Source organism: Belliella pelovolcani (assembly GCF_900156785.1).
GTDB lineage: Bacteria > Bacteroidota > Bacteroidia > Cytophagales > Cyclobacteriaceae > Belliella > Belliella pelovolcani.
The window spans coordinates 179,629-197,679 of record NZ_FTOP01000007.1 but is presented as its reverse complement, the minus strand read 5'-3'; the positions used below and the strand labels follow the sequence as shown (position 1 = coordinate 197,679).

Below are 18,051 nucleotides of genomic sequence, written 5' to 3'. Positions count from 1 at the left end.
TAAAATCCAAGCATTAAAGAAGTTGAAGTAAAAAAATAAAAAAACCGATTAAAACTTAATCGGTTACAAATAATCTGTTTTTTGAAATGAACGACTTTTAAAAGATGATGAGAAGATCTTCTCTTAAAAAGGCGATGATGGTATCACAAAATTTCCTCAATTTTTATTTTATTTCCCCTGAATTCCCCAGTTTCCCCTGCTTTCATGCCCCAAAGAGCTGTAATCAAAGGAGAGTCTTTGGATACCAATTGGTAATCGAATCCATCTAAGGAAATCTTACCGATGGGAGAAGAGATCCAAATCCAACCCATAGGAACCTTGATCAAAGCTCCTTCATCAACCACACTCAAGGCTTTTACAGGAACAGCATTGATTTGATTCAAAAGGACTTTTGAGGTGTTCAATTGCTTCTGCAGCAAGTTTCTATTCTGATTGAGCATCTCTTGATGAGTTTCATACTTGTCACCAGCTGAACTTTTCTCCTCAACTTCAGAAGACTCCTGAAGATCACTGAGCTGCTTTTGAATATCAGCGATTTGATCTCTAAGCATCTGCTGAGATTTGGCCAATAAGACTGCCTTGGTTTCTTGATTTGGTGTATTCATGCGGCAAAAGTAAATAAAAAACAGGAAACCCACGTGGACTTCCTGTTTAATCAAATAATAACCCAAATAAATAATAACTATGCAATTGATACAGCTGATCGCATGGCTTCGCTTATAGCTTTGCTTAAGCCTTGGTATTGACTGAGATCTTCGCCCCAGAATGATTCTTTCTTTAAAACTTCCTCCACGATTGCCGATTCACTTTGATTACTCCAGAGCTTTTCAAATAATGCTATGACTTCAGCATCATCGTTTAACGGTGTTTTGACTCCTTCATGTTCTCCTTTATAAAATAACAGAAGTGCAGCAAAAGATTGGATGAGGTTTTTAGGCCATGATCCATTTCTGATATGATATTCCAAAATGCTTGGAAGTACACGGACCTTAAACTTAGATATAGAATTCAAAGCAATCGCACTCAATTCATGTCGGATAAATGGATTTTTGAATCTGTCCAAAACATCAGAAGCAAACTGCTCCAATTCTTCCTGAGAAAGATCTAAAGTAGGGATGATTTCATCATAAATTGTCTCACGAATGAAGGCTCCAATTTTCGGATCTTCTACAGATTCCCGCACTGTTCTTAGTCCAGCTAGGTAGGCCACAGGAACCAGGGCAGTGTGCGCCCCATTGAGAATTCTTACTTTCCTTGTTCTATAAGGGCTTTGATCTTTTACAAATTTGATCTGAAGACCTGCTTTTGATCCAGGGAAAATTTTCTCTAATTCCTCAGGCCCTTCTATCACCCACAAGTGAAATGGCTCCGCCATGACCACCAAATTATCTTCAAAACCTAGGTCTTTTTGGATTTCTTTGATGTTATCCTTTGGAAATCCAGGAACAATCCTGTCCACAAGCGTATTGCAAAAAGTATTGTTTGACTTGATCCAACTTTTGAAACTCTCTGATAGTTTCCACAAGTCTGCATACTTCAATATGGCTATTTGGAGCTGCTCTCCGTTTTTGTCTATCAGTTCACACGGTATGATGACAAGTCCTTTGTCAGAAGCCCCTTCGAAAGCTTTGAACCTTTCATATAGCAAAGCAGTAAGTTTGCCAGGGAAAGTATTGGGTGTGCGGCTGTAATCAATATCATTTTCATCAAAAGCGATTCCTGCCTCTGTTGTATTGGAAATGATAAATTTCAATTCAGCATTTTTTCCTTGATTGAGGTACGCTTTGTAATCAGTGTAAGGGTTGATGACACCCTCCACACAAGTGATCAGCTTGGTTTGGTTAATTGTCTTGCCAGCTTGTAAACCTTGAAGCTTGACATGGTAAAGACCATCTTGCTTGTTTAGCATATCTCCAAGTCCCTGGTCAAGTGGCTGTACGATCTGCACATTTCCGTTGAACTCTGCCTTATCATTCATCTCCTCTATCATCCAATCCACAAACCCACGTAGGAAATTACCTTCTCCAAATTGCAGGACTTTGACGGGGCGTTTTTCAGCCTGCATGTTAGTTCTGTTTAGCGCTTTCATTTACTTTCCTTCTTAGAAATTGAAGTAGTTTTTGGCATTGTAGTAGCTGATGTCGGAGACAATCTTGCCCAACCATGCCTCGTCAGCTGGGAGCTCTCCATTTGCAACATCCTGCCCGATCAAGTTGCAGAGGATTCTTCTGAAGTATTCGTGCCTTGGGAAAGAAAGAAAGCTTCTAGAATCCGTCAACATTCCCACAAAGCAGCTCAATAATCCCATATTTGATAATGAATTAATTTGCTTTTCCATCCCGTCTTTTTGATCCAAAAACCACCAAGCAGAACCGAATTGAATTTTTCCTTTGACCGATCCATCATTGAAATTGCCAATCATAGTAGCCATCACTTCATTGTCTGATGGGTTGAGGTTATACAGAATGGTTTTTGTCAATTGGTCTGTACCGTCAAGGAGATTCAAGAAGCTGGCTAAGGCCCTTGCTTGTGAGAAATCACCAATCGAGTCAAATCCAGTGTCTGGACCAAGTAAACCCAACATTCTTTCATTGGTATTTCTCAAGGCACCAAGGTGAAATTGTTGTGTCCAGCCTTTGGCATGATACATTTTACAAAGTTCATAAAGCGTATGGAACTTGAAGTACTGGATCTCTTGCTGATCCAATGATTTTCCAGATATGACCTTAGAGAAGATTATCTGGATATCATAAGTTCCCAATTCAAAATAATACAATTGCTCAAGTCCATGATCTGAGAGACTTCCACCATTGGAGTGGAAAAATTCAATCCTATTTTGTAGTGCACTTAATAAGTCATCGTATTGATTGATACTTACCCCAGATGAATCAGATAATCGCTGTAGGTAAACATTGTAGCTTTGAGGATGCTCTACTGCGTATACTTTATCAGGTCTAAAAGCTGGAAGGAGTTTAGTGTTTGGGCTGCTGCTTTCAGCTATTTTATGGAATTCAAGGTTGTCTACAGGGTCATCCGTAGAGCACACGAGTTCTACATTCATTTTTTTCAACAATCCCTGAGTGTGGTATTCAGTTGTTTGCAGTAGGTCTGTGGTTTGTTTATAAATTTTAGCTCCTGTATCAGGCCCAAGAAGTTCTTGAATACCAAAGTATCTTTGTAATTCCAAGTGGGTCCAGTGATACAATGGGTTTCTAAGCGTAAAAGGTACAGTTTCAGCCCATTTCTGAAATTTCTCCTCTTCTGTGGCATTTCCAGTAATGTACTGTTCATTGACACCAAGCGTTCGCATCGCTCTCCATTTGTAATGATCACCAGCTAGCCAAACCTCCGAAATGGAATTAAATTTTCTATTGGTCGCAATATCCTTAGGCGATAGATGGCAATGGTAATCTATAATCGGGAGTTTGGAAGCGTAATCGTGATAAAGGATTTTAGCAAACTCACTTTTGAGAAGAAAGTCTTCCGTAAGGAATTTACTCGCTTTTTCAGTTGCTGAGATCATTTTAATAGCAAGTTAAATAGGTTTTAATTCGTTTTGAGAGAAGATTCTCTGATAATCAACTCAGGTTTAAGGACAGTTTTATGAGTTGCAGATTTTTTATCTTCTAATTTTAATAGTTCAAAGAAAGTCTCTGCGGTAACTCTCCCCATGGGGATACTTTTTTGATCTACAGTAGTGATTGGGGGGGCTGTAAAGGATGTAAATGGTTCGTTACCAAATCCTGCCAACTTTACTTGGCTTGGAACACTGATTTTGTGTTCTCTCAAGACCTGTAATGCGCCCATTACCGCATAGTCGGAAGAAGAAAATACAGCATCGAATGGGATTCCTTTAGTGATAATATTTTCCATTGAGGTCCTCCCATCTTCAAGTTGCATATTGGACTCTTCTATCAGGGCAGGATCTACAGGAATGTTGGCATCCTTCAGGGCATCTTCATATCCTCTGAGTCTTTCTCTGTAGATATTGATTTTTTTTGGAGAAGTAAAATGTACAATCCGCTTACAACCCTGCTCTATGAGATGCTTGGTAGTTTCGTAAGCACCATAGTAATCGTCAATAACAACCTGACTCACTTCTAACTCATTGGTAATCCGGTCAAATAATACCAGTGGAATGCCTTTATCTAGTATTTTTTTGAAATGCTCAAAATTTTCGGTGTTTTTCCCAATGGAAGCGATGATTCCATCTACTCTGGCATTGAGTAGCGCATCGACTGTTTGAATTTCTTTTTCTGGATCTTCATAAGACTGAGAAATGATGACTTTATAATCCAGTTCATTGGCAATATCCTCAATACCTCTGACCACTGAGGAAAAGAAATTTCTATTGGCTGTAGGTACAAGTACACCTATCAATTTACTTTTACCACTTCTTAGGGCAGAAGCGATATGGTTGGGCTGATAATTCAGCTGTTTTGCCATTTTTAATACTTGCTTCTTGGTATTCTCTGATATCCTTGGGTTATCGTTGAGCGCCCTAGAAACGGTAGAAGCTGTGATGTTGAGCTTCTCAGCTATATCATGAATAGTTGCCTTTCCTTTTTTCATATTTTAATCTTTAGGCTTACCAATAGTGGCAAGTATTCCACCATCGACATAGAGGATCTGCCCATTGACAAAGTCACTGGCCTTGCTGGAAAGGAATACTGTTGCACCAGCCAAATCTTCAGGATCTCCCCACTTGCCAGCAGGAGTTCTGTTAACTATCCAATCGTTGAGTGGGTGTCCATCTACTCTGATAGGGGCTGTTTGTTCGGTAGCGAAGTATCCTGGACCTATTCCATTGACTTGGATATTGTACTTGGCCCATTCTGTGGCCAGATTTTTTGTGAGCATCTTTAGCCCTCCCTTGGCGGCGGCATAGGCACTTACGGTGTCTCTCCCAAGTTCGCTCATCATCGAGCAAATATTGATGATCTTGCCACCACCTCTTTGGACCATGGATTTGCCCACCGCTTGAGATAGTATAAATGGGGAAACCAAATCTACATCCACAACCTTACGAAAATCCTCAGGATCCATCTCCAAAGCCGGCACACGCATGATCATTCCCGCATTGTTGACCAATATATCAATAGGACCTACTTCAGCTTCGATTTGGGCAATAGATTCATTTACCTTGCTTGCATCAGTGACATCAAAAAGGTATCCATGTGCTGAAATTCCTTCTGCTTGATAATTTTTCAAAGCAGCATCCATCTTGGATGGGGTGTGGCCATTGACTACGAGGGTGGCTCCATGATGTGCCAAAGCCTTGGCCATGGCCATTCCCAATCCATGCGTCGCTCCGGTGACTAAGGCAACTTTTCCACTGAGGTCAAATAGGTTTTTCATTATTTCAATGCTGTTGGGGCGATGGTGTCCATGTCTCCATAGTCTAGGTTTTCACCTGCCATACCCCAGATAAATGTATAATTCGATGTACCCGCTCCACTATGAATGGACCACGGTGGTGAGATGACCGCTTGATTATTTTTCATCCAAATATGTCTCGTCTCTTCAGCTTGTCCCATGTAGTGGCACACTGCCTGATCTGCTGCTAAGTCAAAATAAAAGTAGGCCTCCATTCTTCTGTCATGGGTATGTGCGGGCATGGTGTTCCAAACCGAGCCAGGTTTAAGTTCCGTCATCCCCATCTGCAATTGGCATGTGGGTACTACGGAATTTACCAACAATTTGTAGATGGTTCTATGGTTTGAGTTTTCCAATGATCCTAAGGTCACTACCTCCGCATCATCCACTCCAACTTTCTTCGTTGGAAAATGCTTGTGTGCAGGTGCTGAATTAAAGTACAAGTAGGTTTCTCCCGATTGAGCAGGATGAAATAGTACTTCCTTAGCTCCTTGGCCAATATATAAAGCTTCTTTGTGGCTGACTTGATAAGGAATGCCATCTACTTCAATCGTGGTGGCGGCGCCTACATTTATAATTCCAATCTCTCTTCTTTCCAGGAAGTAGCTCGCTTTCAACTGATCCACTGTTTCTAGTGTGATTGCTTTACTGACTGGATGAATCCCCCCTACAATAAGTCTGTCATTGAGTGTGTACACACAATTTATTTGATCATTGACGAAAAGTGATTCAATAAGAAAATGATCCCTTAGCTTACCTGTGTCATAGTTTTTGACGTCTTCGGGATGGTTTGAGTATCTGGTTGTTATAAATGTATGCATAATTTTCTGTGTGTAATCGTTTGCGCAATATAGTATAATAAATTTCAAATTGTCAAATTTTCGATCAAAAATATTGGGATAGAATTGATACGACTTTTTCGAAATTTTATTTTTTCAAAAGGTTAATAATCAATTTTTAGACTCTTTTTGTAAAAATAATCCATGGTTTTGTTTTTATTTTCGACAAACATTTTTAAATATGCAATCGATTGCTCAAAAAAATAACTATTGAACTGAATCTGTGCAATAATTGTGCAACAAATATAGAAATATTATCTCCTGAGCTACATATTCAAAATATTCCCTTATGAAGAAATTATCTATCCTGTGCTACCTGTGTTTCTTGTTAGCGGCTTGTTCTCAGTCTACCGAGCTAGCTTTCGAAGGATTTATGGAATTGACTGTAATAAATACCCTTAATCAAGTTAGAACTGATCAATTGATTTGGGTCAAGCAAACAGTATTGGAAGATCGACTTGAATTGATCAATCCAAATGGATTCACAGTATATGTGGGCAATGTGGAGCTAGTTTCTCAATATGTGAATACAGGACATGAAAGAGGATTAGCCATCTTGATTCCTCAAATTCGATTCAAGGAAGAAATCCGTGTTCAAATCACCTATGATCCAGATAGGGAAGAAGCTAGGTTTTACCCCAAGAGGACCCAAGCTGAACTGTCACATAAAATGGGAGGATACTTTGAGAATAGAAAATATATTGGAGGGGAGTTTGAGAATGTGGAAGAGTTGCATGTACCCGCTGAGCATACAGACCATTCTTGGTATATCCGCTACGAAGGTCCAGGCTGGGAGTCTGATCAAGTGGGGTACAGATTTTACCTAGATTGGAGAAATGGCGTAGATGTATTTGGTAAGACCGTCAAGGAGCCTATTCTTCAGTTGGTAGGTCAAGATGGGTTTGATTCGTATCATGAACTCCAAGATTGGGGTATGGATGTGCTCAAAGTTGCCAAATCATTGGGTGTGGGATCTATCGCAACTTTTGAAAACAATGCAGCAAGAAGAGTAGACGAGACGGACAGTCTCTATGCTGCCATCACCAATAATGGAGTGATTTATTCCTCAATTTTGACTAAGTATCATGGGTGGAATCTAGAGAGTGGTAAGACTACCTTGACTTCCAACCTGAGTATACACGCAGGCACTAGGTTGTCTCAACAACATCTACAAAGCTCCAAACCCATTCCTAATATTGCCACTGGCTTGATCAAAGACAATAAGGCAGAACTGCTTATAGGTGCTGAGGATAAAGAATATGGCTATCTCGCTACCTATGGCAAGCAGAGCTTGAATGAGGATAACCTTGGGATTGTTATTTTCTTTAGAAATGATCAAAAAGTAAGTATAACAGAAGATGAATTTTCCCATGTTGTAGTCTTGCAGCCCACAGATCAAGAAGTCAAATACTACTTTGCTGCAGCTTGGGAATTAGAGCCCGATGGCATCAAGACCAAAGAGGAATTTGTAGCTTACTTAGAAAGGGTAACCGATGAATTGTCCAATCCTCTAGTCGTAGAAATCAAAAAATAGCCTACCTAATACCTATTCTATATTGCTCTTAGGATTCGGTAGGATGGGGAGGCGGTAAGTACCCTTCCCAAACTTCTGAATTGAATCAAAAACCCAAAATGAAAACACATAACCTCTTTTTGTGCTTGCTGATCATAAGTGGCTTATCAGCTTGTCAAGCTCAATCGATTGCAGATTCGAAAATCGACCAAAGTTATGCTTCTTGGATGGCGACTTCCGAGATCAAGAGAAATCCAGAAGGATGGACTTTGGATTTCAACCAAAAACCCAAATGGGAATATACCCATGGATTGGTGATGATGGCCATGCACAGGGTATGGAAGGAGACTGGTGATCAGCAGTATGATGATTATATCAGGAATTTCATTGATTTCATGATCGATGATCAGGGTCAAATTCTCACCTACAAAAAATCAGATTACAACATCGACAGGGTCAATGGCGGCAAATTTTTGATAGATGTCTACAATGAAAACAAGGAACCAAAACTTCGCCTCGCTATAGAAGAGCTCAGAGATCAGATGAGGGAGCACCCTCGAAACTCTGAAGGTGGCTTTTGGCACAAAAAGGTGTATCCACATCAGATGTGGCTTGATGGATTGTACATGGGTTCGCCATTTCTAGCCCAGTATGCAGCGACTTTTGAGGAGCCCGCGCTTTTTGATGATGTAGTCAACCAAATCTTGGTCATGGACAAATATGCTTACAGTACTGAAACAGGGCTCTATCACCATGCTTATGATGAAAGTAAATCTGAGCGCTGGGCTGATCCCGAAACAGGACTGTCCTCCAATTACTGGGGGAGAAGTATTGGTTGGTTTGGAATGGCTCTGGTGGATGTGTTAGATTACTTACCGCAAGACCATCCGAAGAGGGGAGAAGTACTCGCCATAGTTCAGAAACTTGCCCAAGGGATCGTCAAGTATCAGCATGATTCGGGTACTTGGTATCAAGTCATAGATCAAGGTGATCGAGCAGGAAATTATCTAGAAGCTTCAGCGACGAGTATGTTTGCCTATTTCTTACTCAAAGGTGCTCAAAAGGGCTATTTGAATGAAGAGTTTCGCAATGCTGGCATCAAAGCCTATAAAGGCATATTGAAGGAATTCATTAGGGAAGATGAAGATGGAGGAGTTTCTCTTACACAGATTTGTGGAGTGGCTGGCTTGGGTGGCAATCCGTACCGAGATGGTTCTTATGAATATTATATCAATGAAGTTATCAGAGATAACGATCCCAAAGGGGTTGGGCCATTTATTTTGGCTGCTTTGATCTATGAAAATATGGAAAGGTGAAGCAACTGATTCTCATCATAGCGATTTTTGCATTCTGGCAAGCTGTATTTGCTGAGCAATATGACTTTGTCGTTTCTCAGGATGGATCAGCAGACTTCTTGACGGTCCAAGAGGCTATCATGGCTGTTCCTGATTTTAGAGACTCACCAACTGTGATCTTTGTCAAATCAGGTGTTTACAAAGAAAAAATCATCTTACCTACCTCAAAGACCAAAGTTGTCTTGATAGGGGAGGATGCTTTGAGTACTATTTTGACATTTGATGATTATGCCTCTAAGCTCAATCGATTTGGAGAAGAGATGGGTACTACAGGGTCAAGTAGCTTTTTTGTTTTCGGAGATGATTTTACAGCAAAGCATGTCACGTTTCAGAATTCAGCTGGGCCTGTAGGGCAAGCAGTAGCCATCAGGGTGACTGGTGATAGGGCGTATTTCGAGCATTGTAGGTTTGTAGGATTTCAAGATACGCTCTATGCTCATGGGGAAATGAGCAGACAATACTATAAAGATTGCTATATCGAAGGAACCACGGATTTTATTTTTGGCTGGGCTACAGCGGTATTTGAGGATTGTGAAATCTACTCCAAAGCTGGAGGTCAATACATCACCGCTGCTTCCACACTTGAGGAAGTGGATTATGGTTTTGTCTTTGTCAATTGTAAGTTGACGGGAGATGCACCCGAGCACAAGGTGTACTTGGGTAGACCTTGGAGAATTCACGCCAAGACAGTCTTCATCAATACAGAAATGGGAGCTCATATCAGACCAGAAGGCTGGCACAATTGGAATAAGCCTGAGGCGGAGAAGACTGCCTTTTATGGAGAATTCAAATCCACGGGTCCAGGTGCTGATCCCTCTGCTAGAGTTGCTTGGTCTAAGCAATTAGATCAAAACGCATTATCGACCTTTTCCATTTCTGCAATTCTCGCAGGCAACGATAACTGGATTCCTGGTGCTAACCTAGCCAATAAACTTTGGCCATCAGCTCATCACAAAAACTAATTACTAAGACCAATAATATTTCATTGTAAATTCAAATTGAAACGCAACCAATAAACCCTATGAATAAAATACATAACTTCCTGCTAGCAGCACTTATTGTGATGGTCAATTGCACTCCGCCTGTGGTATCGCAGCAAATTGCTTCTGGGATAATCGACAGTAATAGCATCTATGACAATGTGGAGTTTGAGATGCCAAAAGTAAAGGAAACAAGCTTTCCAGACCTTGCTGTCAATATCAAGGATTTTGGAGCAGTATCTGATGGAATTACAAAAAATACAGCAGCATTTGCTCAAGCAATGGAAAATGTCTCCGAGCAGGGAGGGGGGATGATTTTGGTGCCTAGAGGGATGTGGCTGACTGGTCCTATTATTTTTAAAAGCAATGTCAATTTGCATCTGGAAGCTGGTGCGTTGGTTTTGTTCAGCAAGGATTTTGATGATTACCCCTTGATTGAGACTAGTTTTGAGGGTTTGAATACTGTCAGATGCATATCTCCCATCTATGCTGATGGAGTAGAAAATATCGCCATTACAGGTTCGGGTACTATTGATGGAAATGGAGATGCATGGAGACCTGTGAAAAAAAGTAAAATGACTGGTGCCCAATGGAAAAGTCTCTTGGCAACTGGCGGACTACTCAATGATAAAGAGGATATTTGGTTTCCTTCCGAGTCTTCTCTCAAAGGATTTCAAGCGAGCTCTAATTTCAATGTTCCTGATCTGATAGATCCAAGTGAGTTGGAGTCGGTGAAAGATTTTCTCCGCCCGGTACTTGTAAGTATCAAGAACAGCAAGCGCATCTTACTCGATGGGCCTACTTTTCAAAACTCTCCAGCATGGAACATCCATCCGCTGATGAGTGAGGATATTATCATCCGCAACCTCAATGTAAGAAATCCTTGGTATTCTCAGAACGGGGATGGCTTGGACCTTGAATCTTGTAAGAATGTATTGATTTACAATAATATTTTCGATGTGGGTGACGATGCGATCTGCTTCAAATCTGGCAAGGATCAAGATGGAAGAGATAGAGGTATGCCCACAGAAAATGTGGTTGTAAAGAACAACATCGTCTATCATGGTCATGGAGGCTTCGTGATAGGAAGCGAGATGTCAGGAGGAGTGAGAAATGTACATATATCTCAATGCACTTTTATGGGTACTGATGTAGGGTTGAGGTTCAAAAGTACCAGAGGTCGTGGTGGCGTAGTTGAAAATATCTACATTTCAGCGATTGATATGATCAATATTCCCACAGATGTGATCAATTTCAACCTTTTCTATGGTGGTAATTCTCCTGTCTTGGAAGCAGATCAAAGTGCGGAAAATGAAGCAAGAAATGAAATGCTAGTCCCGGTAGATGAACGCACCCCTGCATTTAGAAACATTTATATGAAAAACATCACCGCAACAGGAAGTGGTGTTGCGGCAAATTTTCAAGGCTTACCAGAGATGAATCTTCAGAATGTGACTTTGGAAAATTCAGTCTTGGAGGCAAACAAAGGGATAATTGCCGTAGATACGGATGGATTGATTTTGAAAAATGTAAAAGTGATTCCGACCATAGGTGCTGCTTTGACTTTATATAATAGCAAAAATGTTCAGGTTTCAGCATTTGATTACAAAGTTCAAGAGGGCGCAGCGTTTTGGGTTTCCGGTGCTCTGTCTCATGCTATTGACATGAGTCAAGCGGGCATCAAGCGGAAAGAAGATTTGAAAGTTAGTTCAGATGTCAAAGCAGATGCCATTAGAATAAACTAAATAACTGAGCTTAAGTATTATTCAAAGCATACTGTACAGAATCAAGGTGTAGTCAGTGATTTCTTTTTAGAATTAAATCCTACCAAAATGAAAATTTCTTCCCTTATCATCATACTAATTATGATGCTATCTGTCCAACAAAGCCAACAATCAAACATAAGAATCTTTATGGTGGGGGATTCGACCATGGCAGATAAGTCCTATACACCAGGCAATCCTGAAAAGGGTTGGGGTCAGATTTTTCCGCTATACCTCAAGCATGGAGTGGACGTATTCAATCATGCGGTGAATGGCAGAAGCACCAAGAATTTCCGTGAAGAAGGCAGATGGGGTGTTGTCATGTCTGAGTTGAAGCCAGGAGATTATGTGATCATCCAATTTGGACACAATGATCAGAAAATAGACGACCCTAATCGCTATGCCTCACCTGAAGACTACAAGCAAAATTTGATCAGGTACGTGGAGGAAGCTAGTGCCAAAGGTGCAATTCCAGTACTAGCTACACCACTCTCTCGAAGGAGTTTTGACGAGCAGGGGAACTTGAAAGATACGCACCTCAGCTATACAGAGAAGGTCAAAGAAGTAGCAGTATTGAAGCAAGTGACACTTTTGGATTTGAATGCAAGAAGTCGAACGCTTATCATGGATTGGGGAGAGGAAAAGTCTAAGGAGCTCTTTATGCATTTAACACCTGGTCAATACGATAGATTTCCAGAAGGTATTGTAGATAATACGCACTTTTCGCCTACTGGAGCTTTTAGAATTTGTGATTTAGTGGTAGAGGAAATGAAGCTCAAACTCCCTGAATTAGCCAAATTTTTCAAAAACTAAAATAGAGTCTTTGTAAAAGCTCTTTTTTAATGCTAACGATTGCGCATAAAAATTTTTTTTGACGAATTATAAATTTATAATACTGGACTCTTTTCCCAAATTTTGTGAGCTAAATAGTTGTTATACATGTTTTTAATACCGTTATGTAATATTTTTTTAAAAATATCTTGTGGTAAAAAATATTTATTCTTAATATGCAATCGATTGCGCAAATGATGCTTAATATTTGCATTAAGCATGACATAATTCAATAACAATAAACCCTAGTAATACAGATGAATCTTGCTTTTTATTTACCTTTCTCCATTCATAGCGGATAGCTTTATTCCTTGACCTGCCGATCACTCGGAAATGGACAAAATACCAAAGAATCAAATCTAACAATTAACCCTATATCTTATTGAAATGAACATTACGCTAAAAAATCCGGGTAAATTCCGGAAGTTGTTCTTGGTCATCATGCTATCGTTTTGCACGGCAGTTACTGTATGGGCCCAAGGATCAGTAGTAAGAGGAACGGTAGCCGACGAAAAGGGTGAGCCCATTCCCGGTGCGTCTATTTTAGTCAAAGGTACAAGCATTGGAGTAGCTGCAGATATTGATGGAAAGTATACCATCGAAGTACCTGCAAATGCCACCTTGATTTTTTCTTTTATAGGCATGGTGAGCAGGGAAATTCAAGTCGGCAATCAATCGGTGATTGATGTGAACTTGAAAGAGGATATCGCTCAGCTTGATGAATATGTGGTAGTAGGCTATGCTTCTATTGAGAGGAGGGACCTGACCAGTTCTGTCTCATCTGTCAATGCCAAGCAACTTGCAGATATCCCTATCAATTCAGCGGCAGAAGCTTTAGCAGGCCGATTAGCCGGGGTGCAGGTGACTGGATCAGAGGGTTCCCCTAATGCCGAAGTGCAGATCAGAGTCAGAGGTGGTGGCTCCATCACCCAGGATAACTCTCCACTTTATGTAGTAGATGGAGTACAGGTAGAAAATGCCCTCTCTGTATTGTCTCCTCAAGATATTGAGTCTATAGATGTACTCAAAGATGCCTCTGCAACAGCAATCTATGGAGCTAGAGGCGCCAATGGGGTAGTGATCATTACTACCAAAGGCGGTACCGAAATGAAAACAACAGTTTCATACAATGGCTTCGGTGGTGTCAAGCAATTGGCTAGAAAGCTTGATGTAATGAATCCTTATGAATTTGTAAGGTATCAACACGAAAGATCCAGAGGTTCTGAGCAGGAAAGAAACAACTTCCTCAATACCTATGGGAACTTTGGTGATATAGAAAATTACAGACAAGTTCCTTTTGTAGACTGGCAAGATGAAATCTTTGGAAGAAATGCCATCATGCAAACACATAACCTCAGTGTCGCAGGGGGAACTGCCGCTACCAAGTACAACCTATCAGTTACCTCCAATACCGAGGAAGGAGTTATGCTTGCTTCTGATTTTGACAGAAAATTGCTCAACTTCAAATTTGATCACAAAGTCAACGAAAAATTATCGGTAGGATTTAATGTCCGCCACAACAGTACCACAGTCAATGGCGCTGGTACTGCTTCTGAAGGTTCTTCATCTACTAATAGACTGAGGCATGCCGTCAAATATAGACCACTGTTGATGGAGGGTACTGATGTCACAGCTTTTGACCCAGATTATGCTGATGAAACTAACGCCAACTCTCTAGCATTGATCAACCCGATCTTGTTGACAGATGCTGAATACAGACAGCGTAAGCAAAGTGTGACCAATTTCAATGGTAGTGTCAATTACAAGTTCAACGATCATTTTTCTTTCAGAACTACTCTGGGGATTGATTTCTCAGACATCAAAGACTACGCATTCAATGATACAATCACTGGCCCAGCAAGACAAGTAGGCTCAGGTCAGCCGATCGCTTCTATCAGAAGAAATGAAAGAAGAATTCTAAACAATTCCAATGTCTTCACTTTCAGCACAGCCAAAATGAAGACGGCATTCACTGAGAAAAACAAAATAGACCTGCTACTTGGTCATGAGATCTTTGAGGAAGAATTTCGCATAGATTACTTGGAGTCAAGATTCTTCCCAATAGGAATCACTGCTGAAAGGGCACTTGGCAACTTGGCTCTCGGTACACCTCAGATCCCCACCTCCAATGTACAAGAGTCAAGGCTTGTTTCCTTTTTTGGGAGGGTGAATTATGCCTATGGGGACAAGTTTTTGTTTGCGGCTACTATGCGAGCAGATGGTTCTTCCAAATTTGCCCCAGGTAGAAAATGGGGTTATTTTCCTTCTCTATCAGGAGCCTACAGAATTTCTGATGAATCATTTATGACAGGGATATCTAACACAATCTCTGATTTGAAAATTAGAGCTTCTTATGGAGAGTCTGGAAATAATAGAATCGATAATTTCTTGTACTTGACCCAGTTTGGGCCAAATGCTTTCTATGGATTCAATAATCAAGTAGATGTGGGCTTCTCTCCACTTTCTCTTGCCAATGAAAACTTGATCTGGGAGACTACTGTCGCCAAAAACATTGGTTTGGATGCAGGTTTCTGGGGAGGTAGAGTACAATTCTCAATCGATGCATACATCAATAATACGAGAGATTTGTTGGTAGAAGTGCCTGTCCCATCCACATCAGGCTATACGGTTCAGATCCAAAATGTGGGTGAAACATCCAATAGAGGGGTTGAAATCCAGCTTTCTGGTGCAGTAGTCAATAAGAAAGACTTCAATTGGACTGCTAGCTTCAATATTTCCCATAATATCAACAGGGTAGAAAGCCTTGGTGATCAGTCACAGTTTTTAGTTCCTTCAGGATGGGCAGGGGGCAATGTGCCATTTGATTATGCCATCCAAGTAGGTAAGCCTGTAGGTACTATGTGGGGATTGGTGACAGATGGTTTCTATCAGATTTCTGATTTTGACTTCGTGGATGGACAGTACATCCTGAGAGATGGCGTGCCTGATAATAGAGGAATCACTTCTGTCGTGCCGAGACCAGGCACCTTGAAATTCAAAGATCTCAATGGTGATGGGGTAGTAGATGACAATGACAGAACAGCAATCGGTAATGCTACTCCAAAGTTTTTTGGTGGATTGAATCAGCAGTTTACTTATAAAAACTTCGATGCGAGTATCTTCATGAATTTTGTCTTAGGCAATGATATCTTAAATGCCAATAAGCTTGAATTCTCCTCTGGATACACACCAAATTCCAACTTGCTTGCCATCATGAATGATAGATTCACCAATGTGAATTCAGCTGGTCAAGTCGTGACAGATCCTACTGAATTGGCTGCGCTCAATGCAGATGCTAAAATCTGGACACCATTGACTTCTGCCTCATCATTCTACATGCATTCTTGGGCCGTAGAAGATGGCTCATTTTTGAGAATCAACAATGTGACTTTGGGATACACGCTGCCTACAAGACTACTTCAGCAGTACAAGATTCAAAGAATGAGGTTCTATGCTACAGGTAATAACCTGGCCATATTTACCAATTACACTGGATACGACCCAGAAGTAAATACCAGAAGGAGAACACCTATGACTCCTGGAGTAGACTACTCTGCTTACCCTAGAGCCAGAACATTCATCGCCGGTGTCAATATCACTTTCTAATCGCCTTTAAAGAGAATTAAAATGTATAGATTATATAGATTAACCTTAGCAATGGTACTTTCACTAGGAATATTGACTTCCTGTGAAGACTATTTGGAAGTACCGCCTGTATCCTCTTTCGGACCAGACTATGTGTTTAGCAATGTCACCAATGCTACAATTGCGCTGACTGGCGTGTATGCTGCATTGGGTGGAGATAATGGTTACGGAATCCGTCTCAGCATGTATTACCCACTTGACGATGATATCATGATGGGACAAGGTGGCAATCCTTTTCCTGACAATGAAAGAAGAGATATCGCTCACTACAATGTGCAGCCATCCAATACCCAATTGAGAGTTCCTTTCAATCAACTCTATCAAGGTGTCGAAAGAGCCAATATCTGTATCACAGAAATCCCTAGAATGGCCATGTACACCAATGGTACTGAATTCGAGAGAAGAGAGCTAAGAAGATTGCATGGAGAGGCATTGACCTTGAGGGCGCAGTTTTATTTTGAACTGATCAGAAACTGGGGTGATATCCCTGCACAGTTTGAGCCATCAAGTACACAAGAAGACCTATTCTTGGAAAGGACAGACCGTGATGTGATTTATGATCGGATTATAGAAGACTTGGGTCAAGCAGCAGAATTGCTTCCCTGGGCTACTTCTGGTTCTTCCAATGAAAGAATCACACAAGGAGCTGCCAGAGCTTTGAGAGCTAGGATAGCACTATTTAGAGGTGGATATTCCTTGAGACTAGATAGGCAAATGCGAAGAGGAGCCAACCACATGCAGTTCTATCAGATTGCTAGAGATGAAGCTTTGGCTGTCATCAACAGTGGGGCACACAACTTAAATCCATCATTTGAAAGTGTATTTAGAGAAGGACTATTAGCGAGAAGAAAAGAACCTAATCAAGAAATCTTATGGGAACTTGCCATGACAGGTGGTGGAAGCTCTTTCGGGGATAGCAAGCTGGGGTATTATAATGGTCCTAGATGGAACAACCTTGGGAATTCAGCTTTGACTATTCTTCCTACTTTCTTTTATTCGTTTGATGAAAATGACCAAAGAAGGGATGTTTCTGCGGCTCCTTATAATATCAACCAGGACTTCACCATCGTAGCGAGAACGCTCCAAACCATGGTGGATGGCAAATTCAGAAGAGACTGGATGACCAACCCAGTAGTGATCAATTCAAATGCACAGTACTTTGGTATCAACTGGCCTATGATCAGATATTCTGATGTATTGTTGATGTTTGCTGAGGCAGAAAATGAAATCAACAATGGTCCTACACCTGCTGCTATTCAAGCTTATGAACAAGTAAGAACTAGAGGCTTTGGTGGTGATGCTTCATTGATTGGTCCTACACCTACGACATACCAAGATTTCTTTGATGCTGTAGTACAAGAAAGAGCTTTTGAGCTTTCGGGAGAAGGAATTAGAAAATATGACTTGATCAGATGGAACCTTCTGGAAACCAAACTCAACGAGACCAAAGCTAATCTAGCAGCCATGGTCGCTAGGACAGGTGAATATGCCACCTTGCCGACTACCATGTATTACGAACCGGGAGTGAACCAATTGAGATGGTTGAACTCCTTCTATCAGCCTCAACCTACTCCAGCGCCGGCAGGGTCTGCATCTGTATCATGGGTTGGTAATGGAATCAATACTACAATATTGACTTTCTATGCAGTAGGTTTTACCCCAGGTAAGAGTGAATTATTGCCTCTGCATACTTCCATTTTGGATGCTAATCCTAGGTTGAAGCAAGAATATGGTTATTAATCAAGCCCA

At 40.9% G+C, this 18,051-nt stretch carries 13 protein-coding genes; 7 read left to right on the top strand and 6 right to left on the bottom strand.

Annotated features, from left to right (window positions below):
- Window positions 1–143: 143 nt before the first annotated feature.
- The 6 genes from BW935_RS09905 to kduI all read right to left on the bottom strand — a co-directional run bounded on the left by BW935_RS09905 (window position 144) and on the right by kduI (window position 6,197).
- Entirely contained in the window at window positions 144–605 is a 462-nt protein-coding gene (locus BW935_RS09905; protein ID WP_076501059.1) for a hypothetical protein, read from the bottom strand.
- Between the two features lie 77 nt (window positions 606–682).
- Entirely contained in the window at window positions 683–2,089 is a 1,407-nt protein-coding gene (locus BW935_RS09900) for a tagaturonate reductase (RefSeq protein ID WP_076501058.1), read from the bottom strand.
- Window positions 2,090–2,101: 12 nt separating this feature from the next.
- Complete coding sequence (uxaC, locus tag BW935_RS09895; RefSeq protein WP_076501057.1) at window positions 2,102–3,523, bottom strand: glucuronate isomerase; 1,422 nt, start codon at window positions 3,521–3,523, stop codon at window positions 2,102–2,104.
- Between the two features lie 23 nt (window positions 3,524–3,546).
- Complete coding sequence (locus tag BW935_RS09890) at window positions 3,547–4,572, bottom strand: LacI family DNA-binding transcriptional regulator (protein ID WP_076501056.1); 1,026 nt, start codon at window positions 4,570–4,572, stop codon at window positions 3,547–3,549.
- A 3-nt stretch (window positions 4,573–4,575) separates the two neighbouring features.
- The gene (locus BW935_RS09885) at window positions 4,576–5,358 is read right to left on the bottom strand and encodes a gluconate 5-dehydrogenase (protein WP_076501055.1); all 783 of its coding nucleotides are present in this window, start codon (window positions 5,356–5,358) and stop codon (window positions 4,576–4,578) included.
- Window positions 5,358–6,197, bottom strand: a complete 840-nt coding sequence (gene kduI, locus BW935_RS09880; RefSeq protein WP_076501054.1) for a 5-dehydro-4-deoxy-D-glucuronate isomerase — start codon at window positions 6,195–6,197, stop codon at window positions 5,358–5,360. The genes BW935_RS09885 and kduI overlap by 1 nt, the downstream gene beginning before the upstream one ends.
- Window positions 6,198–6,504: 307 nt before the next feature.
- On the opposite strand from kduI, the gene BW935_RS09875 reads away from it, so the two are divergent.
- The 7 genes from BW935_RS09875 to BW935_RS09845 all read left to right on the top strand — a co-directional run bounded on the left by BW935_RS09875 (window position 6,505) and on the right by BW935_RS09845 (window position 18,042).
- Window positions 6,505–7,749, top strand: coding sequence for a DUF4861 domain-containing protein (locus BW935_RS09875; RefSeq protein ID WP_076501053.1), 1,245 nt, complete (start codon window positions 6,505–6,507; stop codon window positions 7,747–7,749).
- A gap of 98 nt (window positions 7,750–7,847) precedes the next feature.
- The gene (locus BW935_RS09870; protein ID WP_076501051.1) at window positions 7,848–9,044 is read left to right on the top strand and encodes a glycoside hydrolase family 88/105 protein; all 1,197 of its coding nucleotides are present in this window, start codon (window positions 7,848–7,850) and stop codon (window positions 9,042–9,044) included.
- Complete coding sequence (locus BW935_RS09865; RefSeq protein WP_076501050.1) at window positions 9,041–10,045, top strand: pectinesterase family protein; 1,005 nt, start codon at window positions 9,041–9,043, stop codon at window positions 10,043–10,045. Before BW935_RS09870 ends, BW935_RS09865 begins: the two co-directional genes overlap by 4 nt.
- Before the next feature lie 59 nt (window positions 10,046–10,104).
- Window positions 10,105–11,808 carry a glycoside hydrolase family 28 protein gene (locus BW935_RS09860; protein WP_076501048.1) on the top strand — a complete coding sequence of 568 codons (1,704 nt, stop codon included), beginning with the start codon at window positions 10,105–10,107 and terminating at the stop codon, window positions 11,806–11,808.
- Between the two features lie 87 nt (window positions 11,809–11,895).
- On the top strand, window positions 11,896–12,639 hold the full coding sequence (locus BW935_RS09855) for a rhamnogalacturonan acetylesterase (protein WP_076501047.1): 744 nt from the start codon (window positions 11,896–11,898) through the stop codon (window positions 12,637–12,639).
- 405 nt (window positions 12,640–13,044) lie between these two features.
- Window positions 13,045–16,263, top strand: a complete 3,219-nt coding sequence (locus BW935_RS09850) for a SusC/RagA family TonB-linked outer membrane protein (RefSeq protein WP_084565920.1) — start codon at window positions 13,045–13,047, stop codon at window positions 16,261–16,263.
- A 21-nt stretch (window positions 16,264–16,284) separates the two neighbouring features.
- Entirely contained in the window at window positions 16,285–18,042 is a 1,758-nt protein-coding gene (locus BW935_RS09845; RefSeq protein WP_076501045.1) for a RagB/SusD family nutrient uptake outer membrane protein, read from the top strand.
- Window positions 18,043–18,051 lie beyond the last annotated feature (9 nt).

What these genes read in the sequence shown, in the direction of transcription:
- BW935_RS09905 (WP_076501059.1), bottom strand. Translation starts at nt 605, where the DNA reads ATGAATACACCAAATCAAGAAACCAAGGCAGTCTTATTGGCCAAATCT.
- BW935_RS09900 (WP_076501058.1), bottom strand. Translation starts at nt 2,089, where the DNA reads ATGAAAGCGCTAAACAGAACTAACATGCAGGCTGAAAAACGCCCCGTC.
- uxaC (WP_076501057.1), bottom strand. Translation starts at nt 3,523, where the DNA reads ATGATCTCAGCAACTGAAAAAGCGAGTAAATTCCTTACGGAAGACTTT.
- BW935_RS09890 (WP_076501056.1), bottom strand. Translation starts at nt 4,572, where the DNA reads ATGAAAAAAGGAAAGGCAACTATTCATGATATAGCTGAGAAGCTCAAC.
- BW935_RS09885 (WP_076501055.1), bottom strand. Translation starts at nt 5,358, where the DNA reads ATGAAAAACCTATTTGACCTCAGTGGAAAAGTTGCCTTAGTCACCGGA.
- kduI (WP_076501054.1), bottom strand. Translation starts at nt 6,197, where the DNA reads ATGCATACATTTATAACAACCAGATACTCAAACCATCCCGAAGACGTC.
- BW935_RS09875 (WP_076501053.1), top strand. Translation starts at nt 6,505, where the DNA reads ATGAAGAAATTATCTATCCTGTGCTACCTGTGTTTCTTGTTAGCGGCT.
- BW935_RS09870 (WP_076501051.1), top strand. Translation starts at nt 7,848, where the DNA reads ATGAAAACACATAACCTCTTTTTGTGCTTGCTGATCATAAGTGGCTTA.
- BW935_RS09860 (WP_076501048.1), top strand. Translation starts at nt 10,105, where the DNA reads ATGAATAAAATACATAACTTCCTGCTAGCAGCACTTATTGTGATGGTC.
- BW935_RS09855 (WP_076501047.1), top strand. Translation starts at nt 11,896, where the DNA reads ATGAAAATTTCTTCCCTTATCATCATACTAATTATGATGCTATCTGTC.
- BW935_RS09850 (WP_084565920.1), top strand. Translation starts at nt 13,045, where the DNA reads ATGAACATTACGCTAAAAAATCCGGGTAAATTCCGGAAGTTGTTCTTG.
- BW935_RS09845 (WP_076501045.1), top strand. Translation starts at nt 16,285, where the DNA reads ATGTATAGATTATATAGATTAACCTTAGCAATGGTACTTTCACTAGGA.